At 49.8% G+C, this 17,954-nt stretch carries 14 protein-coding genes, 1 tRNA gene and 1 pseudogene; 7 read left to right on the forward strand and 9 right to left on the reverse strand.

What is annotated here, in order from left to right:
- Positions 1-72: 72 nt before the first annotated feature.
- Positions 73-459 carry a hypothetical protein gene (locus JEM67_RS02365; RefSeq protein ID WP_233527635.1) on the forward strand — a complete coding sequence of 129 codons (387 nt, stop codon included), beginning with the start codon at positions 73-75 and terminating at the stop codon, positions 457-459.
- 1,200 nt (positions 460-1,659) lie between these two features.
- The gene (locus JEM67_RS02370; RefSeq protein WP_199635588.1) at positions 1,660-2,547 is read left to right on the forward strand and encodes an integrase domain-containing protein; all 888 of its coding nucleotides are present in this window, start codon (positions 1,660-1,662) and stop codon (positions 2,545-2,547) included.
- A 434-nt stretch (positions 2,548-2,981) separates the two neighbouring features.
- Here JEM67_RS02370 and JEM67_RS02375 read toward each other — a convergent pair whose 3' ends face one another.
- Together JEM67_RS02375 and JEM67_RS02380 are read right to left on the reverse strand one after the other, a co-directional pair.
- A complete protein-coding gene (locus tag JEM67_RS02375) occupies positions 2,982-3,695 on the reverse strand; it encodes a hypothetical protein (protein WP_199635589.1) in 714 nt (237 codons plus the stop codon).
- Between the two features lie 470 nt (positions 3,696-4,165).
- Positions 4,166-4,533 (reverse strand): annotated as a pseudogene (locus tag JEM67_RS02380) (DDE-type integrase/transposase/recombinase); the annotation flags it as partial.
- Between the two features lie 163 nt (positions 4,534-4,696).
- Between JEM67_RS02380 and JEM67_RS02385 the strand changes: the two are divergent.
- On the forward strand, positions 4,697-6,001 hold the full coding sequence (locus tag JEM67_RS02385; protein ID WP_199635590.1) for a CitMHS family transporter: 1,305 nt from the start codon (positions 4,697-4,699) through the stop codon (positions 5,999-6,001).
- A 264-nt stretch (positions 6,002-6,265) separates the two neighbouring features.
- Here JEM67_RS02385 and JEM67_RS02390 read toward each other — a convergent pair whose 3' ends face one another.
- Entirely contained in the window at positions 6,266-6,523 is a 258-nt protein-coding gene (locus JEM67_RS02390) for a hypothetical protein (RefSeq protein WP_199635591.1), read from the reverse strand.
- A 169-nt stretch (positions 6,524-6,692) separates the two neighbouring features.
- Here JEM67_RS02390 and JEM67_RS02395 point away from each other — a divergent pair, with 169 nt between their 5' ends.
- The 3 genes from JEM67_RS02395 to JEM67_RS02405 all read left to right on the forward strand — a co-directional run bounded on the left by JEM67_RS02395 (position 6,693) and on the right by JEM67_RS02405 (position 10,908).
- Positions 6,693-8,141: a UvrD-helicase domain-containing protein gene (locus tag JEM67_RS02395; protein WP_199635592.1), complete on the forward strand. Its 1,449-nt coding sequence runs from the start codon at positions 6,693-6,695 to the stop codon at positions 8,139-8,141.
- Positions 8,135-9,790: a TraI domain-containing protein gene (locus JEM67_RS02400; protein ID WP_199635593.1), complete on the forward strand. Its 1,656-nt coding sequence runs from the start codon at positions 8,135-8,137 to the stop codon at positions 9,788-9,790. Before JEM67_RS02395 ends, JEM67_RS02400 begins: the two co-directional genes overlap by 7 nt.
- 86 nt (positions 9,791-9,876) lie before the next feature.
- The gene (locus JEM67_RS02405; protein WP_199635594.1) at positions 9,877-10,908 is read left to right on the forward strand and encodes a tyrosine-type recombinase/integrase; all 1,032 of its coding nucleotides are present in this window, start codon (positions 9,877-9,879) and stop codon (positions 10,906-10,908) included.
- 191 nt (positions 10,909-11,099) lie between these two features.
- Here the strand turns inward: JEM67_RS02405 and JEM67_RS02410 are convergent.
- The 6 genes from JEM67_RS02410 to aspA all read right to left on the reverse strand — a co-directional run bounded on the left by JEM67_RS02410 (position 11,100) and on the right by aspA (position 16,947).
- A tRNA-Phe gene (locus JEM67_RS02410) sits at positions 11,100-11,175 on the reverse strand.
- Between the two features lie 160 nt (positions 11,176-11,335).
- Positions 11,336-11,911 (reverse strand): division control transcriptional repressor DicD, encoded by a 576-nt coding sequence (dicD, locus tag JEM67_RS02415; protein ID WP_013811218.1) that lies wholly within the window; start codon positions 11,909-11,911, stop codon positions 11,336-11,338.
- Positions 11,912-11,951: 40 nt separating this feature from the next.
- A complete protein-coding gene (locus tag JEM67_RS02420; protein ID WP_199635595.1) occupies positions 11,952-13,658 on the reverse strand; it encodes a protein-disulfide reductase DsbD in 1,707 nt (568 codons plus the stop codon).
- Complete coding sequence (cutA, locus tag JEM67_RS02425) at positions 13,634-13,957, reverse strand: divalent cation tolerance protein CutA (RefSeq protein WP_013811220.1); 324 nt, start codon at positions 13,955-13,957, stop codon at positions 13,634-13,636. Before cutA ends, JEM67_RS02420 begins: the two co-directional genes overlap by 25 nt.
- 126 nt (positions 13,958-14,083) lie before the next feature.
- Complete coding sequence (locus JEM67_RS02430) at positions 14,084-15,385, reverse strand: anaerobic C4-dicarboxylate transporter (RefSeq protein WP_013811221.1); 1,302 nt, start codon at positions 15,383-15,385, stop codon at positions 14,084-14,086.
- Between the two features lie 125 nt (positions 15,386-15,510).
- Positions 15,511-16,947: an aspartate ammonia-lyase gene (gene aspA / locus JEM67_RS02435; protein WP_013811222.1), complete on the reverse strand. Its 1,437-nt coding sequence runs from the start codon at positions 16,945-16,947 to the stop codon at positions 15,511-15,513.
- Between the two features lie 347 nt (positions 16,948-17,294).
- Here aspA and JEM67_RS02440 point away from each other — a divergent pair, with 347 nt between their 5' ends.
- Positions 17,295-17,786 carry an FxsA family protein gene (locus JEM67_RS02440; RefSeq protein ID WP_013811223.1) on the forward strand — a complete coding sequence of 164 codons (492 nt, stop codon included), beginning with the start codon at positions 17,295-17,297 and terminating at the stop codon, positions 17,784-17,786.
- Positions 17,787-17,954: the final 168 nt, after the last annotated feature.

Here is a 17,954-nt window from a genome sequence, read left to right on the forward strand (position 1 = left end):
GGGATTTACTCACATCAATGAGAGCGTGAGCTAAAGGGTATGGAGTGTGATTGTGATGTAATGATAAGTGTTATGTCGGTGAACGGGATAATAGTGGGGGTATATATCGTCAGCGGGATAGCTTCAAAAAATACTCCGGAAGAAGTTTCACAACAATACTTTGGATATATGTATTTCGTTCAGGATGCTTTGGAGGAAGCTCTGCAAACTCCGATTTATTATACTTTAGGTCATGTTGACTATGAAAAACGGCCAGTTTTTGATACGAGTAAAGATAAGTTAAAAAGTAATCTGGGTAATCCTATGTCAGGTGTGGGAGCGATAAATTTACATGCGTGGTTGACGACGTCAAATATGGAAAAAATCGACCTTACGTTTGCGACCACATATGGCATTGTGAATAATTTTCTATCCGTAATTGGTCGATGTTCATTTAAACACTACTCTGTAGTTAATTAAAACATGATTTATCACCCTCAGCTGGTCGGCGAGGATTATTTGAAAAATATTGGTGTCTTCATTGACTTTATGGCGTTAAATGTATTTGTAGTATAGGGTTGGTGGCTTTCAATGTGTTTTTTATAGCGAGAGTTATGCCTCTCCTTTATTGTTTTCGACTGGCATGTATTAAAAAATAATCAACACAAAATATGAGAAGTTTTTTGATAATTAACTTGTTGTGATTGACGACATTCGGTCAAATCATTTAATCTGTCCACGTTGTACTGTCGTCTTCGGACGACCACCAATGCTCAGTGGGTCTGTGATGAGCGCCTTCGGGTGACCCTGCTGTCGATAGACAGCCACCAATGATCTGGCCATCTGCGAGGATCGCCTTCGGGTGATGGCAAAAGAAAGCTTCCGTAGCCTGAGAGGGAGCACGCCAGCTATGGTGTGGTACATCTGCCCGCCTTTGGGAGCAGATATCGCTCATCCAACGTAGTATTCGGAGCGGTTAAGGCTGCTGAAAAGTCATCTCAATGCCTTGGTGCTAACTGGCTAGGCACACATCTACATTGGGCAGTCCTTGCCTGGATAAAACAGTCACAACTGACTGATATCGCTTACATCTTTAAAGCTGTTAAAGGCTTTAATGACGTGTTGCCGACGATGCAACCTTTGAACGGACGTATAAAGCCAATGGGTACATTTTGGCTGCTTACGTGAGTCTCATTGGGAGCAAAGGAGCGCGCGTCACTTGTGAAGTGGCGAAGACACTACCAAGTGACGCGCGTAGCGCATAACGTCTCAACCCACGCACGACGTGGCTTTCAACGTTTTACTACCATCTGACCAACATGTAGTCCGTGTCAGTGCGGTTTTAAACACTCATTCACTTCAACGTAATTACAACGGAAAACACCGTTTTGAACGTTTCACTATCTAAAAGGAGGAAATCGACTCGGTATCGATGGCGACATTACGAACAGTAGTGTGTGGAGGCAAACTGACTAACGTCAGGACGGCGAAAGCCGCGAACAGGTCAGAGACCTGGGGAGCCTCGAAATAACTCAACATTTCGCCGCCCCGATGCACAGATACCAGTCGAGACGCAGGAAGCGCAAAAGTAACCGTGTCGTCGGGGTTGAAATTATCGGGATACAGATCCGTCTGCTTTGTGGAAAGCAGAGGGTTGTGTATTCCGTGGGAGGACAATCGATGTCAAAACTCAGTAAGCAACTGGTTACTCTCGCCCGCCAGGGACGGGGGAGTTTTAAAACCGTCGCTGACCGTTCGAGAATTGCAGAACGTTTTTCTGAACGTCTTGTGAAATTAAATATCCAGATCCGTGACGTGAAACATATTAAGACGTCTCATATTGAAAAGTATATTCGTAGCCGGCAGGCTGAGAATATATCGCTTCGCACATTACAAAACGAGATGGCAGCTGTGCGCTCAATTATGTCAGCTGCGGGTCGAAATAAACTGGCCGATCCCAATCATGAAAAATTGAGTAACCAGGCTTTAGGGATTTCAGGTGCGAACCGTGATGGAACAAAAGCACCTATTTCAGATGAAAAGTTAACTGCTGTCATAAATTACGCCTTCAAAAAAGATGCGGGGGTAGCATTGAGTGTTCAGTTATCTCGCTATTTAGGTTTACGAACGGAAGAAACCGTTCAGTCAGCAAAGTCATTAAAAACATGGCGGCAGGCTTTAATTAATGGCGACGAGCGTGTTCGGGTTGTTTTTGGCACGAAAGGGGGCCGCCCTCGCGATACAACCATTTTTAATCGTGAAAAAGTTTTATCTATTCTAGAGGCGGCAATAAAGTATTGTGATGAACATAATGGAAAATTGATTGATAAGCCTTCATTACATACAGCAATAGAACGTTATCGAAATATTGTCCGTGAGGCTGGAATGACAGGAAAAGATGCTCCACATAGTTTGCGTTATGCATATTCACGCGATGCGGTGATTCATCATGTTAAGAATGGGATGAGTCGCGTAGAAGCGGAGGCATTGGTATCGATGGACTTGGGGCATGGGGATGGCCGAGGACGTTACATTAAGCAAGTTTATTTTAAAGGTGATGTGGAGTAACGGATTAATTGCATTCAGTGTACAGGGTTTTATTAATTTAAGAGGGTTTTTACTGTATACGTGATTATGATCGTTCGTACATAACGGTCGCCGCTCTCACAGGGCTGCGACCTCGAAATTATAATAATTCTGAGACGTTATGTTATTCGATAAAAGATGGGTTTACTCCAAAATCAGAGGGTATAGTTTCTTGACAGATCTGCAGTTTGCTCGGAAATAAACAGGTTTATTTGTTGTCTTCGGACAACCACTAATGCTCAATGGGTCTGTGATGAGCGCCTTCGGGTAGTGGCAAAAAACGCTTCTGTAGCTTGAAAGGAATCTCGCCGTTTACGGTGTAGTAATCTGCCCGCCGTTGAGTGGAGCATACATGAAAAGGGCCCGCCGTAGCGAGCCAATACAACCCCTTCCCGAGGGTAGTCCATGAAATTTTATTAGCGCACTCTGACTACTTTAATCTCCATGTCATCAGTCTGCCCAGTGTTATATATGATGAATTTCTTACCACCAGTGCTGAACGATTCCGATAAAACCAGACGGTTATCATAACGGGCAAGGACATAGTACCAAGCATGCTCATGATAAATCATCTGATACTCCTTCTTGAAATGAGGCTTGAAGCAACCAGCAAGGAGTGAAAACACCCAGAAATAAATCATGAACCCGGCCATTACAATCTCGATACGATGACGACGAACAAAATGCATTTCAGAAATGCATTTAACCGAGAAAAGATGCCCACTCCACCTGATAATCAGCGTAATTATCAAGGCTGCAATGACAGATAAAATCAATAAATCTGTCATCAACTGTTGATGAATCACTGAAAACTCCAGGGCTGGTGGAACAAAAAGCAGCAGAACAGCCAGGAAAAGCCTGACAATACTCAAATCCCGCATACTATTTTTCTGTTTAATACTCAGGAAAAAAACAACTCCAGCAGCCCAACCAAACAGAAAAATCACGATAACTGTAACAGCATAAAACAGACTTCTTGCTACATCATCAACACCAGCCCCGACAACCCACCACGGAAAGCCGTAGTGAAAGGAAGTCCCCCAGCCATAGAAATAAGCACTTCCCCACCCCATGCATCCCATATAAGCAATAAAAAGTGAAGAATTTTTGAGCAGTGTGCTATCACCCATCCCACCTCCGCAAACAACTTAACAGCATTGATAGGTGTTACATAACAAATGAGATTTATTGTCGTCAAGAAGCATCAGGGTAAAAAGTGCATTCTACAACCAGCAGCGCATTTACCGTCATGTCCCCGCTTTTCGGGTACAAAAAGCCTGCTCCGAGGCGGGTGTTTGAGGAACGGGGCGCGGTCGATGACACCAAGCAGCAACCATGACCACTCTCGGCAGGATGCCTTGCGTGCTAAAAACGGGCTTAAGGAATTTGCCGCTCATCATGGGCAGTGTATTGCCTGAAAACGCATCCGGAGCTCTTTACTGGTGTGTCCAGAGTTAACGCCCATGCTCTCAGATTCAAGGATGTCATTCTGATTGAACAGGTGGACCGGATGTCATGCCTCAATGATGACGACTGGGATACATTTAAACGCCGTATCCTAGAGAAAGACCTGTCGGTTAACGGTATGGTGCTCGATATGCTTGATGTCTCGGTGATCCTGTTCAATAAGGTTGTTCAGGTATTTACTCTGCCTGACGGTAATGGTCTCTTCATCTGGTTTACCGCCATTGAGTGTCGTCAGCACAGCTGTATTTGCGTCACTTTATATATCTCGAGGGGTGACTACTTCCGATTCGCCATTGTGACGTATGGCGCTTTCTGAAAAAATGCAGTGCAGCTGCTGCATTCCGTTTCGCCGTCAGCAGAAAATCAATAGTCTGGTCCGATGTGTCGACTGCCCGGTACCGGTATTTCCATTGTCCTTTAACTTTTAACTTTGATATAGGTTTTATCCATTTTTCAGCGGCGTCCCACGGGATGTTTCTGGCGGTGAAAGGCACGATCTAGATTACCTGAACTGGCGCTTAATGCGATAGAGTCACTGGTTGTGCTTGTCCTACATAAATGTGAATAAAATCACATTTATAAAATGGAATGTATTTAATTTGTTAATCAAAAAGATATAATAATTTATTGTTGTATTACATATTCTTCTGAGTGAGGGAACGATATGCTTACAGTGATTGGTTTTTCTATAATAGTTTTGATTGTTGTGCTGTTGATGACAGGAAAAGCAAACCCCATAATAGCGATGTCAGCAATACCTGTTATTGGGGCTTTTTGTGCTGGTTACGGTATTACCGATATTTCTGGGTTTATAGAGCATGGATTGCGAAAAGTTAGCCCTGTTGCCACAATGTTTTTATTCGCGATAATATTCTTTAGTTTGATGAAGGATTTAAATGTATTCACACCGCTGATTAGAATGATGATAGGTATAACAAAGGGTAATGTAGTAATAGTAACCATGGTTACTGCATTAACTGCTGCGGTTGTTCATTTAGACGGTTCTGGAGCGGCGACATTTCTAATAATAATACCTGCGTTCCTGCCATTATATACCAGGCTAGGTATTAATCCTTATTTAATGCTACTAATTATGTGCATGAGTATGGGGGTTATGAATATGGTTCCGTGGGGGGGGCCACTAGGCAGAGCATCTGCCGTTACTGAAATCCCGGCGTCTACACTCTGGCAGTCAATAATTCCGGTCCAAATTATTGGTGTTGCATTTGCTACCATTATTGCAGGTATATTTGGATATAGAGAGAGTATTAGAATTAAGAAAAATCTGGCTGGTAAATTTATCGATGCACATATCGAATCAAACAGTATGATTTTCGATTCAATCGGTCAAGATAAAAAAGCACAAAAACCTTTTTTAAATTTTAGTTTAATAATCTTTTCCATTTTAATGCTGGCATTCGGCTTACTACCTGCGTCGTATGTTTTCATGATTGCGCTATCTTTGGCATTGCTTTTAAATTACCCATCACCTAAAACCCAAATGAATATAATTATGAAGCATGCACCACAGGCGGTTAATATGGTTGCGATAATTATGTCTGCCGGGGTTTTTCTTGGGGTAATGGACAAGGGAGGGATGCTAAACTCACTAGCAACTCATGTATTATATGTCATTCCAGAAAAATTTATTCCGATTCTACATGTTTTAGTAGGGGTTTTAGGTGTCCCCCTTGATATATTTACTAGTACGGACGCTTATTACTTTGCATTGTTACCTATAGTAAGCGATATCGTTGGGACTGTGGGCATTTCTCCTCAAAGTGTTGTTTATGCCATGGCTATCGGTAATAACGCAGGAACTTTCATTAGCCCATTCTCCCCGGCTGTTTGGCTTGGAGTGGGGTTAGCAGGATTGGATATGGGTAAACATATTCGTTATTCGTTCTTATGGATCTGGTTATTTAGTTTCATACCTCTATCTGCTGGTTACTTTTTAGGACTCTATTAACCAGACTCGTCTTAAAGGGGGGCGCCTGGAAAACGGAATTCTACGTTAAGCGTTTGGGCTTAACGGGTGATTTCGTTCCATTAAGCGCCCCCCTTGACTGTAAGGGAGGTACGGAACGTTCTGGCTGTCCATTAATTGTTTTGCTTACTTTCGTACACGCTATCGGCATGATTTACATCATTGGCCTCCGAACCCCGTATACAAATGACCCATTGAATCGAGAAAACAGCCCTAACCGCTATTTGTTATATAGAAATCGTGGATTTAACATAAAGGCATTTGGCGTTCCAAATTTTGGGACTGACCGAAACAAAAAGGCCAGCCCCGGAGGGCTGGCTGTTCAGTACAGGGCAATGACGGGTTTCTTGATGCTGCGTAGCGGGTCAGCGTATTGATGCTGGCTTTGGTGATGTTGTTACCTGATGTTTTGTTGCTCTTGGCATCAGGGAAATCTGGTAAAAACATTATAAAACAATAAGTTGCTATATTTTGCATGGCCTTCGGATGTATAGGTTTTCCCATCGATTTTGCCCTAAGAGACTCCAGCAATGAGGGGGGGGATGGCTGTCTATCAACCTGAAAATCGGCTGACTGCGAGAAACAATTTCTTCCGGGAAAAGATTTTTCTGTGGTGCTTGCCGTACTGACCTGCGCAGGATAAGCGCCGGTCAAGTTTTACGGAGTGCTGCTTATGTCTTATTGTGATACACCTGAACAGGCTGCCATCATTGGTTGGTCCGGCCATCGCCTGGTGGTCAGGGCGTTTGCCGGCACCGGCAAGACGTCTACATTAGTCCGTTTTGCGCAGGCAAATCCGGACTGCAGGATGCTCTACCTGGCCTATAACCGTGCAGTCAGGGATGAGGCCGAGCAAAAATTCCCCTTTAATGTCGAATGCAAGACGTCGCATCAGTTGGCCTGGCCTAACTTCGGGCGACATTATCAACAGCGGCTGACTGGCCATCTGCGGATCACTGACGTTGCTCGTCAACTCAATACACGGCACTGGCCGCTGGCTCGGGTAGCTATCGCGACCTTCAATGCCTTCCTCTGCAGTGGCGATAGAGAATTTGGCCCACAGCATCTGCCAGATGAAGAGGCTTGCAACGGTTTGTCTGCTGACAAAATTCTGGCGGCGGCGCAAATGCTCTGGCGTGAGTCTGCACGCCAGGATGGCATTTTCCCTGTCACCCATGACGTTTACCTCAAGCTGTATCAGCTCTCGCAGCCTGACCTTTCCAAACGCTGGCAGACGCTTCTGTTTGACGAGGGGCAAGACGCGAACCCGGTGACGCAGTCACTGGTATTGGCGCAATGTTGTGATGTGGTGCTGGTCGGTGACCGTCATCAACAAATTTATCGATTCCGTGGCGCGGAAAATGCTCTCGATGCCCCGGAGCTGGCCGATGCGGACCAACTTTACCTGACTCACAGTTTCCGTTTTGGTCCTGCCGTAGCTCAGGTGGCTAATATGCTGCTTGCCCGACAAGGCGAAACGATGTCTGTGGTCGGGGTGGGGGGAAACGACAGGGTTGTGGGGTGCATACCTGATGACGTGAAGGGGCAGCCTGTTGCCATATTGAGCCGAACGGTGGCGGGTGTCATCGGCGCGGCACTTGATGCCAGTCTGGCCGGCAAGAAGGTGTACTGGGTTGGGGGGATCAGCGGCTACAAAACGGAAGAACTGGAAGATCTATACTGGTTTTCGGCAGACATGCCTGAGCGAATGCAGTCCCCGCTGTTGGCACGAGAATACCGCAACTTTGAGGAGTTTGAGTCGGTTGCCAGAGCAACCAAGGATGTTGAAATGAACCAAGGGCTTCGGTTGCTTGAGCAGTATTTCCCGCTGCCACAAAAGCTGCAGGTGATGCGTGAACATGCGGTTACCGACGAAAGTCAGGCACAGGTAACAGTTTCGACGGCGCATCGAAGCAAAGGGCTGGAGTGGCCAGTGGTGGTGTTGAATCATGATTTTGCAGATATCACGGATCCCCTCATGGCCGACTGTGAACGTACTGATGAAACCAATCTGCTGTATGTCGCTGTGACCCGGGCCCGGCAAACACTGGTACTGAATGAATTGCTACAGGTGTTGATGGACAGCGAGAGTAATGACATCGCTGGAGGCATGGCATGCTGAAGGCTATCAAAGAACTGCTGGTTGGAACCAAGGTGATGCCGGCAAATTCAAAGGCAAGCATTTCAGAATCTCAATGTCCTGTAGGTTATTTTGTGCCGGCATCCGCAGAGCAGCTTTTAAGCACGACATCTCGTCAGCAGTGCCTACAACAGCTGTGGGAGAACAGCGCACTGCCCAAAGATCTCTATGAGCATTTCTATCTGCAACCACTGAAGCAGCTCGTTACGCTGATGCAGGTGCTGCCGGCCACGTCCCAGGGGGAGTATGCTAGGGAAGGAGGGCTGGTCGATGTTACCCTGCAGACGGTGACGTATGCGGTCCGACTGGCTAAGGGGCACATGTTGCCCCCAGGGGCAGCGCCCGAAGAACAATCAGCCCAGAATGTGCAGTGGAATGTCGTGGTGTTTTATGGAGCGCTATGGCACTACCTGCCGCTGTTGAGTCAGTTGCAGGGTGAGTTCCAAAGTGGCCGCGCCTGGTTACCTGGATTGACGGTGCCGAGTGAACCTTACCGTTTTCGCTTCAGAGCCACCCAGTCAGCCCCGCTCCTAGCAACAAGTCAGAGCGCAATGATTGCGGCGCGGCTGCTGCCTGAAGAGCTTATCGAATGGTTATCAACACTGCCGGCGGTTACACATTCGTTGATGACGATAGCGTCCAGGCAACCCAGCACATTACCTGTAATAGACGATATTATCCTGAAAGCGGCCAAACTAGCACGCGGCGATAGTTTAGTCGTATCGCTTTTGCCGATATCCAGCTCCGACACTTTGGCAAAAGCCTTACTGGCAGTAGCGCCGACGACAGAAAATATCACTTCTTCAGTACCCGAGATTGATTTGAAAAGTGCAGTTAGCAGCACCTACTCTCCTCTCGCTCCGGAGCAACTGCCGGCGGAGACATTAGATCAGCCCAACGGAAATGCACCGTCAGTCTCGGAAGTGTTACTAAACTCGGCTCTGGATGCGCCGGTCAACGATAAGCCTTTGGCTGAGATGGTCCTGGCGCCAGAAACGGTGGCTGGTGTGGAAGAAGATATGCAGACTCTGTTGTCATTAATGGCGGTAGAGGTGTCAGTACCGACTTGCCTGGATAACCAAGAAGAGGGAGACGCCCCTCCGAAAGAGAGCCCCCTTCCTGAAGAAAAGCAGGGGCCGGTACATGACATAACTACTGTAATTGAAAATAGCTGTGTTTTACCAGACGTAATAGAACCTGCTCTATTAGAGAGCACGGACACAACGGTTATTTTAGAAGCTCAACATTCATCAAAGGATCTGCATGTTGGGAACGCCTTTCTACAGTGGTTGAGTCTTGGGATCAAAAAAGGGGATATATCAGTTAATACCATAGGTTCCAGAGCGCATATTGTTAGTGGCTTCGTGTTTCTCTGTGTTCCAGATATTTTTCATCTGTATATCAAGGAAAACAAATTGGAGCGTACTGATCGGAACGCAATCCAAAAGGCATTTGAAAAAATGGGCAGGCATCGGATCCGTAAAGGACAGCGATTCTTTATTGGTCATCTTTATGAAAAGCCAGAGGAGGTGGGCACATATCGTCGTATCAATGGTTACCTGATTAAGGCAAATAGTTTATATGGCGGAACACGGGTGCCAGAGGACAGTCAGTTACTCGTGATCCCGTAGTCTTTTGATGTAGGGAGAAGCTCACACAATGTTGGGTAAAACTGACGGATTATGCGTGGATAAATAAATTCATTCGAGGTTATGAAATGAAAAGTGAAGAAAAGATGCACGACGAGTGGGAGCTCTTGCTCGAGGAATATTTTTTTACCAAACAACTTCGTCCAGCAACGGAATGGAGTTATAGGAAAGTAGCACTAACATTTACGCGTTTTATTGGCGGAACTATAACACCCGCCATGGTGACGCAAAGGGATGTGTTGCTTTGGCGTCGGCATCTGCTAAAGGAGAAAAATTTTTCGGTACATACCTGGAACAATAAGGTGGCTCATCTGCGGGCAATATTTAATTTGGGTATTAAAAAAGCGTTGGTTCCTCATGGTGAGAACCCTTTTAATGGAACAGTCGTCCGGTCTGACACTAAGAAAAAAAGAATATTGACGAAGTCTCAATTAACCCGTCTTTACCTCGTGATGCAACAGTATGAACAGTGGGAGAAGGAGAGAAAACCAGTGAGGGGTGTAAAGTGTGCACTCTATCCTACCTGGTTCTGGATGACGGTATTAGACACATTTCGATATACCGGTATGCGTAACAATCAGATGATCCACATCCGACTGCGGGATGTGAACATTGAGCAAGGCTGGATCGAGCTTCGGCTTGAAGGTAGCAAAACACATAGAGAGTGGAAAGTGCCAGTGGTTCGTCAATTAAGGGAGCGGATAAAGCTACTCATGATGCGCGCAATCGAGCGAGGTGCGGGTCAGCATGACCTGCTTTTTGACGTCAAACGGTTTACCAATCCACGGCATACTCATTACATCTATGACGAGAAAAAAGTTCTGCAGTCATTTCGTAGTTTTTATCGTCGGTTGTCCAGGGAAAGTGGCTTCGATATTTCCTCACACCGTTTCCGCCACACACTTGCCACGGAGCTGATGAAATCTCCGGATAGAAATCTAAAACTGGTGAAGGATTTGTTGGGACACCGTAACGTCAGCACCACAATGGAATATATCGAATTGGATATTGAAGTGGTGGGGAAAGCGCTTGAACAGGAGCTTGTTTTACATACGGATATCACTGCTACAAGAAGCTTACAACGCTTGACACAGGCATGATTTGCTGTAAATATCACCAGCGATCGAGAAAAGGACGCCTGTGCAGCCACACAGGCATCCTTCTTGGGAATTCAACTTACAACGTCGCGGTAGTAAACAGTTACTCTGTTATCTCTTTGACAAGTTGATTCCGTATTAACCGCCCGTTAAAGTTCTCATCCTCTAACCAGCGTGCTTTGATGCAGAATTAGTGGTGCCCGGACTCGGAATCGAACCAAGGACACGGGGATTTTCAATCCCCTGCTCTACCGACTGAGCTATCCGGGCAACGCGCAGCATTAAACCGTATTGGCCGGGAGGCGTCAACGGCTTTATGCGCAAAAGGCGTTAAAAAGCTGGTGACTGCTGACTTTTCAGCCAAGGAGCCTGAAAAGTGCGCTCGTTCGAACCACGGCTCTGCACGGGCTGCGCTGTACTGGCCATCAGTTCAGCCTAATGCGCCGTTCCTGCGGCACTGCGCTACCTGCAAGATATCTTCCGCCAGCCGTTTGGCGACGGATACATCCTGGAGCTGGCGTTTTACCAGCAGTTTGCTCAGGCAGCCTTCCTGAATCAGCTCCATCTGCTGCGCCACCATATCGGCGTCGTCGGCGTCCATTTGGCGCAGCAGGTCGCGGGTCAGTTCCAGCGACGTCAGCTTTTGCTGCTCCGCCAATTGGTGTATCGGGTGATCCACCTCCGGGAAGAAGCTGCAGGCGGCAATAAACAGGCAGCCGGGATAACGATCGTGCCGGACGTACTCCGCCAGAACGTCATAGCGCGCCAGCAGCTTTTGCTGCGGGCTCAGGGTTTCGTCCAACAGCAGTTGGCGGCGCCAGGTGTCAATTTGCTGGCCGTGGTAGCGCAGGCTGTCGTACAGCAGCGCCTCGCGATCCGGCCAGAAGCGTTTCAGATCGCTCGGCTGCACGTCGAGTTTGTCTGCCAGCATTTCCAGCGTGGTGGTTGCCAGGCCCTGTTGTTCCAACAGCCCCAGTGCCGTATCAAGAACGTGTTCACGTTGCACTTGTGCTCCCTCCAAATTCGGTTCTGATCCACAGTGTCGTTTACCGCACTGTTTTCTGCAAATGTGCGCTGAACGCAGGCGCATTCATAAACCCGGTGACGCGTGCGGCCGGTACTTCCTGGCCCGCGCCGTTAAAGAACAGAATGGTCGGCAGCCCAAGGACCTTCAGATGCTTGAGCAGCGCCGCCTGTTCGGCGTTGTTGGCGGTCACATCGGCCTGCAGCAGCACGGTATCGGCCAGCTTAGCCTGAACTGCCGCATCGCTGAAGGTATATTTTTCGAACTCCTTGCAAGCAACGCACCAGTCGGCGTACAGATCCAGCATCACCGGTTTCCCCTGTGCCTGCTGCAGCGCCAGATTGAGTTGTTCCACGTTATTAATCCGTGAGAAGTTCAGGTGCACCGGTGCCCTCTGCTGGGCGTTATTGGCGCCGAAGGCCCAGTCCTGCAGCGGCCTTGCGGCGATCACCGCCGCTGCCAGCAACAGCAACTGCAATACACGTACCCAGCCGCGCGAGGTTTTCAGGCTCAGCGCGAATGCCCAACCGAAGAATGCCACGCCGAGCAGGCTCCATAACCGCAGTCCCCACGCATCGCCGATTACCCGCTCCAGCAAGAAGACCGGCAGCGCCAGGATCACAAAGCCGAAGGCTTCTTTTACATACTGCATCCACGGCCCGCTGCGCGGCAGCAGGCGGTTGCCGAACAGGGTGACTAGCACCAGCGGAATACCCATCCCGAGCGCGTACAAGTACAAAGTGCCGCCGCCGGCCCACATATTGCCGCTCTGAGCGATATAGAGCAGGATGGCGCTGAGCGGCGCAGTCGTGCAGGGGGAGCAAATTAACCCGGCCAGCGCGCCCATCAGGAACACGCCAGGCAGCGAGCCGCCCTTTTGGGTGTTGCTCCAGCCTGCCAGGCGCGTTTGCAGCGAAGAGGGCAGTTGCAGCGAATACAGGCCAAACATCGACAGCGCCAGCGCGATAAACAGCACCGACAGGCCGATCAGCACGTACGGGTGCTGCAACGCCGCCTGGAACTGCAACCCGGCGGCCGCGACCACCAGACCAAGCAGGGTATAGGTTAGCGCCATACCCTGTACGTAAACCACCGCCAGCGCCAGAATGCGTCCGCTGCTGTGCGGCTTGTCTCGGCCCAGAATGATGCCGGAAATCAATGGGTACATCGGCAGCACGCAAGGGGTGAAGGCAATGCCAATGCCAATCAACAGGGCCCAAAGTGGCGAAAACGGCAGGTTGGCTGGCGCGGGTTCCGTTGGCGCGTCAACGGGGGGGGATGCAGCGGCACTCACCGCATCCAGTGGGATCACCCTGGTTTCCGGCGGGTAACAGAAGCCGGCTTCCGCACAGCCCTGATAGGTCACGCTCAGGCTGGCCCCTTTGACTGTCTGTTGCAGGGGAATTTTCACATTGAGCTGTTGCTTGAAAATAGCGACTTCGCCGAAGAACTCATCCTTATGGCTCAGCCCTTCGGGCAGCTCAAAGGTGCCTAGCGTTGCCTGCTGCGGTACCAGTTTGATTTGCTGACGATAAAGGTAGTAACCGGGGCGGATTTTCCAGCTCAGGGCCAGTTGGCGATCTTGCTGTTTAAAATCAAAGGCGAATGCCTGATCGACGGGCACGAACTGGCTGCCGCCGCTTTGGCCGAACAGCGATGCCTGAGCCGCCTGCGGCAAAAAAAACAGGCTGCAGATCAGGAAGATTAATTTAATGAGGCGTTGATCCATAACAGGTAGTCTTTATCTCCAGCCATCACCGGCAGTACCAACAGCTCGGGCGTTTGATACGGGTGATGTTGTTTCAGGGTGCTGAGCAGGGCATCTTGATGGCGGCGATCGCTTTTGAACAACATCTGCACTTCGTATTCCTGTTCCAGTTTCCCTTCCCAGTAATAGAGCGATGTCGCGCCGGGCAGCAACGTGGCGCAGGCTGCCAGTTTTTCCCCCAAAATCCGGGCCGCCAGGTCTTGCGCGGTAGCCTCATCGGGTGCAGTGCAGAGTATGACGACAGCTTCGCAATCAGACATTTTCAGCCCTCTCATCCAGATTATCAGTAGGCACTATACCCTGAAGGCGAGTTGGCTAGAAGGCGAGTTTATCGCCAGCGAGGCGAGGTTCGGGAGAGAACCGGGGCCGCAGCCCCGGTAAAAACATTACAACAGCACGCTGCCCAGCAGGAAGCCGAACAGCACCGACAATACTACCCCGATGGTGCCGGGGATAAAGAACGGGTGGTTAAACACGAAACGCCCGATGCGCGTGGTGCCGGTATCGTCCATCTGTACCGCCGCGACCAGTGTCGGGTAGGTCGGCAGAATGAACAGGCCGGAAACGGCGGCGAAGGACGCGATGGCGGTCAGCGGCGAGACGTTCAGCGCCAGCGCCATCGGCATCAGCGCCTTGGCGGTGGCGGCCTGCGAGTACAGCAGCGCCGAACAGAAGAAGAAAATCACCGCCAGCAGCCACGGATGGGATTGAATGACCGCGCCTGCGGTCTCTTTGATCCAGTCGATGTTGGCCTGCACGAAGGTATCGCCCAACCAGGCCACGCCCAGGATACAGATACAGGCGCTCATGCCGGCTTTGAAGGTACTGGAGTTGAGCACCATATCGGTATCGACCCGGCACAGCAGAGTGGTCAGGGTAGCGACGCTCAGCATGATGATCAAAATGGCATTGGTGGTGTTCATCAAAGGTTTTGCCACCAACCCAAGGCCCGGGCTGTTGATGATGGCATAGGCCACCACGCAGACCACGCCCAGCAGGAACAGCAGCACCGAGGCTTTAGCGCGCGGTTTGATGTCTATTGCCTTGTTGCCGCGCAGGGTGATCAGACCTTCTTCCAGGCGTTTCAGGTAAACCGGATCGTCTGACAGTTTGGAGTCAAACAGCCAGGACACCAGCAGCGACATCAACAGCACGGCGCAGAAGGTGGACGGCATCACCACCATCAGCATATGCAGATAGCTGACGCCATGACCTTCCATCACTGAAGACATGTACACTACGGCGGCGGAAATCGGCGAGGCGGTGATGGCAATCTGTGCAGCTACTACGGCGGTAGACAGCGGGCGGCAAGGCTTGATGCCCTGTTCTTTCGCCACTTCGGCGATGACCGGCAGTGCGGAGAGCGAGATATTGCCGGTGCCGGCGAAGATAGTCAGGAAATAGGTGACGATCGGCGCCAGAATCGTGATGTGTTTAGGGTTCTTGCGCAGCAGTTTTTCCGTTTGCTGGACCAGATAATCCATACCGCCGGCCACCTGCATGGCCGAGATAGCGGCAATCACCGCCATGATGATAGAAATCACGTCGAAAGGGATGCTGCCTGGCTTAACGCCAATCAACGCCAAGACCAAAACCCCCAACCCGCCTGCAAATCCGATACCGATACCGCCCAATCTGGCCCCTAAAAAAATGGCCAGCAGAACGATAACCAATTCTACGGCTAACATAGTGTCTACTCCTTAAAATAAGATTATTTGAAAATGAAAAGTTAAAAATTTGTGGGCGACAGAAAGTAAAAAGGCACGCTATCCAGAGGATTTAGCGTGCCTTTTAGGGCTACCGGGTGTATCTGTTATTGTTCATTTTCATCCGTATAGCGTTTGGCTTTATAGGCCGGGTGCATCAGGTTCTCCACGGAGAAGATGTCATCCAGCTCGGCTTCAGTCAGCAGACCGCGTTCCAGTACCACTTCACGTACGCTTTTGCCGGTTTCGGCGCAGATCTTCCCGACGATGTCACCGTTGTGGTGGCCAATGAACGGGTTGAGATAGGTGACGATACCGATAGAGTTGAACACGTAGTGTTCGCACACTTCTTTATTCGCGGTAATGCCGTTAATGCATTTTTCCAGCAGGTTATAGCAGGCGTTGGTCAGGATGTGGATTGACTCAAACATCGCCTGGCCAATCACCGGCTCCATTACGTTCAACTGCAGCTGGCCCGCTTCGGCGGCCATGGTAACGCAAGTGTCGTTGCCAATCACCTTGAAACACACTTGATTGACCACTTCCGGTATCACCGGGTTCACCTTGGCCGGCATGATGGAGGAGCCCGCCTGCAGTTCCGGCAGGTTGATTTCGTTCAGGCCGGCGCGCGGGCCAGAGGACAGCAGACGCAGGTCGTTACAGATCTTGGACAGTTTCACCGCCAGGCGTTTCAACGCGCTGTGTACCATCACGTAGGCACCGCAGTCGGAGGTGGCTTCGATCAGGTCTTCGGCCGGTACCACCGGCAGGTTGCTGACTTCGGCCAGTTTTTGCACCGCCAACTGTGGGTAGCCTTCCGGCGTGTTCAGTGCAGTACCAATCGCCGTTGCCCCCAGGTTCACTTCCAGCAGCAGTTCTGCCGTGCGATGCAGGTTGCGGGTTTCTTCTTTCAGCAGCACGCTGAACGCGTGGAATTCCTGGCCCAGCGTCATAGGCACGGCATCCTGCAACTGCGTGCGGCCCATTTTCAGGATGGTTTCGAACTCTGTCGCCTTGCGATCAAAGCCTTCACGCAATTGGTTAATGGCGTCGATCAGTTTCTGGTTGGAGGCGTAAACCGCAATGCGGAAACCGGTGGGATAGGCGTCGTTGGTGGATTGGCATTTATTAAGGTGATCGTTAGGGTTCAGATACTGATATTCGCCTTTCTGATGGCCCATCAGTTCCAGGCCGATATTCGCCAGCACTTCGTTGGTGTTCATGTTCAGCGAGGTACCTGCGCCGCCCTGGAACACATCGACCGGGAACTGGTCCATGCATTTGCCTTTATCCAGCACTTCGTCACAGGCTTGAATGATGACATCAGCGATTTTACGCGGAATGGTTTTCAGTTCTTTATTCGCCATCGCTGCGGCTTTTTTTACCATTACCATGCCACGGACAAACTCGGGCACATCGCTGATTTTGCTGTTACTGATATAGAAGTTTTCAATCGCACGCAGGGTATGAACACCGTAATAGGCTTCTGCGGGGACTTCACGTGTTCCTAACAGGTCTTCTTCGATACGAATGTTGTTTGACATGAGAACCTTCTTTATATTGCTGCCGAATTAATTAATAGTCAGGGAATCAAATTATGTTGCCGAAGGCTTCAGGCATGAAACGATTAACCATAGCGCCCGTTGCAGCCCAGATCATATGCTGGTTAGTAATAAATGACTGAATCCAGATCACCTTCTGAGCCTTCTGGAATCACGCTTTTCCTGTTCTGTGATCTCATTCACGTTTGTTAACTTTAGCAATAAAAAAAGGCCGTTGGTTGAAATGACGGCGGGATGACCCCATTGTAATGATGTCGGCCGTTTACCGGCCCCCCTTTTCACCTTGCCGCCACCGTGCGGGAACGTGCCGTTACTTATAGGAGAACCAGGTGCGCTGGTTACCGTTACTGCTGATATTTCTGTTGGCTTATATCGAAATATCTCTATTTATCAAAGTCGCCGCCGTATTGGGCGTGGCGATAACCCTGTTGCTGGTGGTGTTCACTTCCTGCGTCGGTATCTCGCTGGTACGAAATCAGGGCATGAAAACCTTCGTGCAAATGCAACAGAAACTGGCCGCCGGAGAAAGCCCGGCTGCGGAAATGGTGAAAAGCGTTTCACTGGTGCTGGCGGGCTTCCTGCTGTTGGTTCCGGGGTTCTTTACCGACTTCCTTGGCCTGCTGTTGCTGCTGCCGCCGGTGCAGAAATCGCTGACGCTGAAATTGATGCCGCATCTTTCGGTCTACCGGCCCGGTGGCTGGGGTCAGGGCGGCGGTGCCGCCAACGGCAACACCTTCGACGGCGAGTTTCAGCGTAAGGACGACGATCGTTATACGTTGGGAAATCAGCCGGACGATCATGACAAGCGTAACGATCGTTGAAAAAACGCGGCCCCGGCCGCGTTTTTCACATTTGTCCCCTCTGGATTGCCGTCAAAAGCGAAAATTTTTTTGACTGGCCCCTTGAAGGGGGATGGAATGCCCCCATTTCAAATCCCACGAGGCCGGTAATAACAATCCGGTGACAACCCTAAATCTGATAGAAACCTT

This window comes from Serratia sp. PAMC26656, from assembly GCF_016469055.2.
GTDB lineage: Bacteria > Pseudomonadota > Gammaproteobacteria > Enterobacterales > Enterobacteriaceae > Serratia > Serratia plymuthica.

Excerpts from the sequence above, each read along its gene's own strand:
- cutA (WP_013811220.1), bottom strand. The coding sequence starts at position 13,957 with ATGTCTGATTGCGAAGCTGTCGTCATACTCTGCACTGCACCCGATGAG.
- JEM67_RS02385 (WP_199635590.1), top strand. The coding sequence starts at position 4,697 with ATGCTTACAGTGATTGGTTTTTCTATAATAGTTTTGATTGTTGTGCTG.
- JEM67_RS02365 (WP_233527635.1), top strand. The coding sequence starts at position 73 with ATGTCGGTGAACGGGATAATAGTGGGGGTATATATCGTCAGCGGGATA.
- aspA (WP_013811222.1), bottom strand. The coding sequence starts at position 16,947 with ATGTCAAACAACATTCGTATCGAAGAAGACCTGTTAGGAACACGTGAA.
- JEM67_RS02400 (WP_199635593.1), top strand. The coding sequence starts at position 8,135 with ATGCTGAAGGCTATCAAAGAACTGCTGGTTGGAACCAAGGTGATGCCG.
- JEM67_RS02405 (WP_199635594.1), top strand. The coding sequence starts at position 9,877 with ATGAAAAGTGAAGAAAAGATGCACGACGAGTGGGAGCTCTTGCTCGAG.
- JEM67_RS02390 (WP_199635591.1), bottom strand. The coding sequence starts at position 6,523 with ATGGGAAAACCTATACATCCGAAGGCCATGCAAAATATAGCAACTTAT.
- JEM67_RS02420 (WP_199635595.1), bottom strand. The coding sequence starts at position 13,658 with ATGGATCAACGCCTCATTAAATTAATCTTCCTGATCTGCAGCCTGTTT.
- JEM67_RS02370 (WP_199635588.1), top strand. The coding sequence starts at position 1,660 with ATGTCAAAACTCAGTAAGCAACTGGTTACTCTCGCCCGCCAGGGACGG.
- JEM67_RS02430 (WP_013811221.1), bottom strand. The coding sequence starts at position 15,385 with ATGTTAGCCGTAGAATTGGTTATCGTTCTGCTGGCCATTTTTTTAGGG.
- JEM67_RS02375 (WP_199635589.1), bottom strand. The coding sequence starts at position 3,695 with ATGGGTGATAGCACACTGCTCAAAAATTCTTCACTTTTTATTGCTTAT.
- JEM67_RS02395 (WP_199635592.1), top strand. The coding sequence starts at position 6,693 with ATGTCTTATTGTGATACACCTGAACAGGCTGCCATCATTGGTTGGTCC.